The 4,221-nt window shown below is 72.4% G+C and carries 5 protein-coding genes and 1 pseudogene; 1 reads left to right on the top strand and 5 read right to left on the bottom strand.

What is annotated here, in order from left to right:
• From VF468_11550 to VF468_11530, 5 genes and pseudogenes are all read right to left on the bottom strand, one after another.
• On the bottom strand, nucleotides 1-198 hold a 198-nt coding region (locus VF468_11550), incomplete at its 3' end, for a hypothetical protein (GenBank protein HEX5878938.1).
• 143 nt (nucleotides 199-341) lie between these two features.
• Nucleotides 342-868: pseudogene (locus VF468_11545) on the bottom strand (ROK family protein).
• A 42-nt stretch (nucleotides 869-910) separates the two neighbouring features.
• Nucleotides 911-1,084 carry a hypothetical protein gene (locus VF468_11540; protein ID HEX5878937.1) on the bottom strand — a complete coding sequence of 58 codons (174 nt, stop codon included), beginning with the start codon at nucleotides 1,082-1,084 and terminating at the stop codon, nucleotides 911-913.
• A gap of 49 nt (nucleotides 1,085-1,133) precedes the next feature.
• Nucleotides 1,134-1,958: a methyltransferase domain-containing protein gene (locus VF468_11535; GenBank protein HEX5878936.1), complete on the bottom strand. Its 825-nt coding sequence runs from the start codon at nucleotides 1,956-1,958 to the stop codon at nucleotides 1,134-1,136.
• 225 nt (nucleotides 1,959-2,183) lie between these two features.
• Nucleotides 2,184-3,827, bottom strand: coding sequence for a LuxR C-terminal-related transcriptional regulator (locus VF468_11530; GenBank protein ID HEX5878935.1), 1,644 nt, complete (start codon nucleotides 3,825-3,827; stop codon nucleotides 2,184-2,186).
• A 122-nt stretch (nucleotides 3,828-3,949) separates the two neighbouring features.
• Here VF468_11530 and VF468_11525 point away from each other — a divergent pair.
• Nucleotides 3,950-4,221 (top strand): hypothetical protein (locus VF468_11525; protein HEX5878934.1); only part of this gene is annotated, 272 nt, incomplete at its 3' end.

The raw sequence follows: 4,221 nt of genomic DNA, 5'->3' as shown, positions 1-4,221 counted from the left end.
GAGGTCGTGATCTCGGTGCACGCGGCAGGGGTCGCCAACTGGGACGAGTTCGTCCGGACAGGCGACTGGGACGTTGGCCGCCGACCGCCGCTGGCGCTCGGCGTCGAGGCAGCGGGTGTCGTCGCCGCGGTCGGCGAGGACGTGAGGGGCCTGGCAGCGGGCGACCAGGTGCTCACCCACCCCGTGCCGCTTCGGCACCAGGGCGCGTGGGCGCAGTGGCTGCTGGCGCCGGCCGCGCTGGTGGCGCGCAAGCCGGCCGTCGTGAAGACGCGGGTGGAGCCCAGCAGTTGTCCTCTGCCTCGATCGACAGGTGATCCCAGCGCCGCAGGCGAGGTCGCGGGTTACATCCGGGCCAGGTCGGCGGCGCCGATCAGGCCGGCGTCCTGGCCCAGCTGGGCCACCCGGACCGCGGCGGTGGGCCGGTGGTCGCGGGCGGTCAGCATGGCCTCGAAGGTCTCCCGGGCCGGGTCGACCAGCAGCTCGCCGGCCTCGGACACGCCACCGCCGATGATGAAGACCCGCGGGTCCAGGACCGCGGCGAGATCCGCCATGCCATGGCCAAGCCAGCCTCCGACGGCCCGGAACGACTCGAGGGCCACCGGGTCGCCGGCGACGGCGCCCATGGTCACCATGGGTCCGGTGATGGAGCCGGCCTGCCCGTTGGCGAGCTCGAGCAGCAGGCGGGCCGAGGTGGGGGATTGGCGGCCCGCTCGCGTGCCTCGGTGACCAAGGCGCGGCCGCTGGCGTACTGCTCCCAGCAGCCGCGGTTACCGCACCCGCATGGCCGTCCGTCGGGCACCAGGACCATATGGCCGACCTCGGCGGCCGCCCCGAACGCACCCCGGATGAGCTCCCCGCCCAGCACCACGTGCCGTCCGCTCTGATGTACGGCTCGACTCCGGCGGCCAGTTCACAGGCCGTCGCCAGGTCGACCCCGAGCAACCTCGCGCACCGCTCCAGCGGCGCCGCGATCGGCCGGCCCCAGGTCCGGGTGATGCCACACGAGCGCGGCCAGCAGCAGCACCGGCGTCACCGCCAGCAGCGCGGCCTGGAGCCCGGTCGTTGTTGTCGTGTTGCGCGACATGTTCCCACTCCTCTCCTGAGAGGTGATCGCGCCGGTGGGGCCGGAGGGATCACTTCGTGCCGATGCCGATGTTGACCTCCGCGTGCAGGACGGCGCCGGGCGTCCCGCCGGAGCGCTCCCGGAGCATCCCGTCCAGCACCTGTCGCACGTCGGCCGTCTGCTCCGCGGTCAGGTCCGCGGTCATCCGCACCGCGATGGGGTTGCTGGACAGGACCAGATTCCAGAAGTGCGTGCTGGACTCGAACCGTGTCTCCCACGTGACCTGCTCGACGGTCACGCCGGTCAGGCCCGCCTCGGTGAGCCGGTGGCGCAGCACGTCGGGGTCGGCGACCTGGAACGGCAGCGGCGGTGGGGGAGTGGAGTCGGGCACGACCGCCCGCAGCGCGCCGAAGAACAGCGCGATGAACTCCGCCTTCGGCAGCGGGCCGAACGCGGCGATGAGCACCCGGCCGCCCGGCTTGGTGACCCGGACCATCTCGGCCAGGCCACCGGTCAGGTCCGGGAAGAGCGAGACGCCGTTGAGCGACGCGGATACGTCGAAGGTGGCATCGTCGAGCCCGAGCGCCTGGCCGTTCATGACCTGGCCGTCGAGGTCCGGCAGCCCTTCGACGTCCGCGCGGGTGCGGAGCCGCTCGATCATCGTCGGGGCGATGTCCACGGCCACCACCTGGGCGCCCAGGCGGGCCGCGGGGAGCGCGAGCGCGCCGCTGCCGGTCGCCACGTCCAGGAACCGCATGCCGGGCTTCAGCCCGAGCCGGCCGACGATTTTCTCCCCGAGCCGGAGCGTCTGGGGGGTCACGAATTCGTCGAAGCCGGCGGCGACAGCGTCCCACGCGCCGCGGATCTGGTCTTGGGTCGGTGTCTGGGTGGTCATGGCTCCGCCTCCCTAGCTGCGACGAGGGTGGTTCTCTGCTGGCAACGAGCTAACTGTCGGCCTCCGGGCCTGCTGGCGCATCGCCCGGATCGACCAACTGTCCACGCCGCCCATGGGCAAATTCATGTAGAGGCGGCGGGCGGTGCTGTTCAGGAGGGTCTTCGGCGGGCCGGTCCAGAAGGGCCGATGGTCTCCCGCCGGCCGGGCAGGCGTTACACGGGAGCGCTACACCAGGTCGTGCTCGTAGGCGAAGGCGGTGGCCGCCGCCCGGGAGGAGACGTCGAGCTTGGTGAACATGTTGGCCACGTGGCGGGCGACCGTCTTGTCGCTGATCACCAGCACGTCGGCGATCTCCCGGTTGCTGGCGCCGGTGGCCACCAGGCGCAGCACCTCCAGCTCCCGCGGGGTCAGACCGCCCGCGGTCCGCGGCGGGGCGCTCCCGGCCGACGCCAGCGCCCGCACCTCGGCCAGTGCCGGGGCGGCGCCCAACTGCTCGAGGACCCGACCGGCGGCGTCCAGCTCCATCTCGGCCGAGTCGTGGTCGCCCAGCTCCCGGCACGCCCGCGCCATGCGCAGCCGCACCCGCGCCGCCTCGTACGGGGCGTCCAGCTCCTGCCAGGCCACCCACGCGCGCCGCAGCGCGGCCGCGGCCGCCCGTGCATCCCCCTCGGCCAGCAGCACACAGCCGCGGACGTAGCCGACCACCGCCCGCAGGTAGGTCGAGTCGAACCCCGCGGCGATCTGCTCCAGCTCCTCGGTTGCCGCACGGGCGTCGCCGGCGTCACCGGCCGCCAGCGCGATTTCGGCGTACGCCGCCAGCACCCTGAACCGCTCCTGGGAGTGCTCGGTCTCGTCGACCACCCGCCGGATCGCCGCCAGTGCGGCCTCGATGCGGCCCTGGGCCAGCCGCAGCAGCGCCAGCCCTGGCTGCGCCGAGTGCCCACAACCGTTGGCCTGCCGGTAGGCATCTTCCGCCCGGTCCAACTCCCCCCGCAGCCGCAGCAGCTCGGCCCGCTGGTAGAACGCCATGCCCAGCACCGGGTCACCCGGCGGATCGGCCAGGTGCTCGCAGGCGTGCCGCACCTCTTCCAGCGCATCGGCCCACTCGCCGCGCAATTGCATGATCTCCGACCGGTGCACCAGGCACTGCCCCCGGTAGGGCTTGAGGTCCGGCTGGGCGGCGCACCAGCGGCTCAACGCCACCGTCCATTCCCGAGCGCGGCGAACATCCAGAATGTCCCGGCAGACCAGGATCACCGCGCAGTAGACGATCCCGGCCGCGATCGGGGACACCTTCCCCGCGGTGACCCCCACCATCGCCTCGTCCAGCAGGCGCACGCCGCGTGCCGTGTCGTCTCCGGCGACCAGCGCCCGGCCCTGCGCCATCCGGCCAAGCGCCATCAGGTCGGCGTCACCGAACCGGTCTGCGATCTCGGTGACCTCACAGAAGACCACGTACGCGGCGGCCGGGTCACCACCGTCCAACGCCCGGATTCCTACCGGAAGCCGCAGGTACCCGCGCTCCACGCAGTCCAGCGACACCTCCTCCAGCACCCGCTGAGCCCGCGACAGCCAACCTCCGGCACGCGCGTGCTCACCGCGCAACATCAGCGTCCCCCCGAGCCAGTACGCGCACCGCACCGCCCGCGCGACCTCACCACCCTCCAGAAGCGCATGGTAGGTCCGCTCCCAGGCGCCGACGGCAGGCTCCACCCGACCGGTCAGATAGGCGGCCATCCCGAGGCGGCCGAGATCCTCAGCACCCAGCGGGCTCTGCTGGTCCGCGACCGACAACCGCGCGTAGGCATCCCCCCACGCCCGCCGCTCATACGCCTCACGGCCCCGCGGAAGCGAGTCATCGGAGGCCATCAACACCCCAATGTCGACGATTGAGGTCGATTGCGTACGACAACAGCGTCGAGGTGGCGCAGACTGCGACACACCCCTGAAGTCATTCGCTGCTCCAGGTGCCGGCTGGGCAGCGTGGCCGCATGCTCGGGATCCAGGTCATGGAGGTGCCAGCGCGCGAACCGGATGGACCGCTGGGCACCGGCGCTACGGTCAGCATCTGCGTTCGAAGTGACCGCACCGAGGCAGTGTTGTTGGCTGCGTTCCAACAACCTCGCCCAGACCGGGTCGGAGATGCTGCCATCTGTAGGCGCGCCGTCACCACAGCATTCCACGTGACGCCGACGCCGCCGCGCTGGCGTTGTCTGGGTGATCAGGATGGCGGCGTGGGTCTCCTGGTGCGGCGCGGCGCCCG

This window comes from Actinomycetota bacterium (assembly GCA_036280995.1).
Classification (GTDB): domain Bacteria; phylum Actinomycetota; class CALGFH01; order CALGFH01; family CALGFH01; genus CALGFH01.
This window is presented reverse-complemented; position numbering and strand designations above follow the sequence as displayed.